The organism is Sphingomonas sp. Ant20 (genome assembly GCF_000783375.1).
Classification (GTDB): Bacteria; Pseudomonadota; Alphaproteobacteria; order Sphingomonadales; family Sphingomonadaceae; genus Sphingomonas; species Sphingomonas aerolata.
The window spans coordinates 1-1,338 of sequence record NZ_JRVI01000288.1 but is presented as its reverse complement, the minus strand read 5'-3'; the positions used below and the strand labels follow the sequence as shown (position 1 = coordinate 1,338).

The following is a 1,338-nucleotide window of genomic DNA, read 5'->3' as shown; positions in this document are numbered from 1 at the left end:
GAGACCCGAGCCGCCCCAGCCCCGCACCGCTGCGCGTCGTCGCCGCCGGCGGCGGGACATGGCCGATCGTCACCGCGCCGATCCGCCGCCGTGCCTGTGCGGCCTCGCCCGGATCGTTGACGATGAACGGATAGAGCACCGGCATCGGCCCGGTCAGCGCCTCGGGCCAGCATTCCCCCGACAGCGCAACCGCCTTGCCCGGCAGCCATTCGAGCGTCCCGTGCGCGCCGACATGGATCAGCGCATCGCTCCCCCGCGCGCGCAGCCACAGATAGAAGGCGACATAGGCGTGGCGGGGACAGCGCGACAGGTCGTGATACTCCCCGACCCGCGCCGCACTGCGCCCGCGTTCGGGCTGGAGCGCGATCACCACGCCGCCCCGCTCGACGCCCGCGAACTGGAACGCGCCGTCGATACAGGCCGGATCGTCCTCGGGCGCGCCCCAACTTTCCTCGAGCGCATCGCGCAACACGGCCGGCAGGCTCCCAAGCGCCGCGCGATATGCCGCGACCGGCCACCCGATCCGCCCCGTCGCCAGCGCCTCGGCTAGCCCACCGGATGCAGTCTCCCTGGTTGCATAGCCCGCCGCCGCCAGATCCTCGACGATCGCCTCCGCGGACGCCAGCGCGTCGAGCCCGACCGCATGCGCCATCTGATAATCCTTACCCGGATAGGTCGACAGCACGACCGCAGGCCGCTGCTCCGCGACCGGTCGCTCCGCTAGCCGCACCCACGCGGTGACGCGCGCGACGATCGCCGCGATCCGCTCGGGGTCAGCCCGGTGCTCGCGCCGAGCATAGCCGAGAGCGTCGTCGCGGACGCCGTCCTCCTTGAAGCTCGCGACGCCCGCGAACAGCCGTCCGTCGACCTCGGGCAGGACGACGTGCATCGCCAGGTCGGCGGGGGACAACCCGCGCGTCGACCCCGCCCAGGCGGCACGATCCGACGTCGCCAGCGCGACCTGGAACACCGGCACCCCCGCCCCGTCGAGCGGCGATGTGTCGTCCGCGCCGCGGCCCGAAAATGCGGTCGCGTTGACGATCGCCGCCGGACACAGCGCCACGACCCAACGCGCCAGCCACCCGCCGCGCCCGGCGCCTCAGCGACGGCGCGAAGAGCCCGACGACGCGAACCCCGCCCCACTCAGCCCGGCATGCAGCGCCTCGATCGGGTCCAGATCGGCAGCGGTCAGGTAGGAGCGGTAGAAGATCAGCAGGATTCGCGGCCGCGTCGCGGTCATCGCGAACGCGGCGGGGCACGTCACCCCGTCGCGCGGCTGCCAGCCACCGACCTCGGGACCGTCTTCACCCCGCGACCGGCCGGCACTAGCCCGCGGGA

Annotated in this window: 1 pseudogene; it reads right to left on the bottom strand. The window is 73.5% G+C overall.

The annotated features are described in order from the left end of the window. A pseudogene (locus NI18_RS20590) lies at window positions 1-1,338 on the bottom strand (cobaltochelatase subunit CobN); the annotation flags it as partial.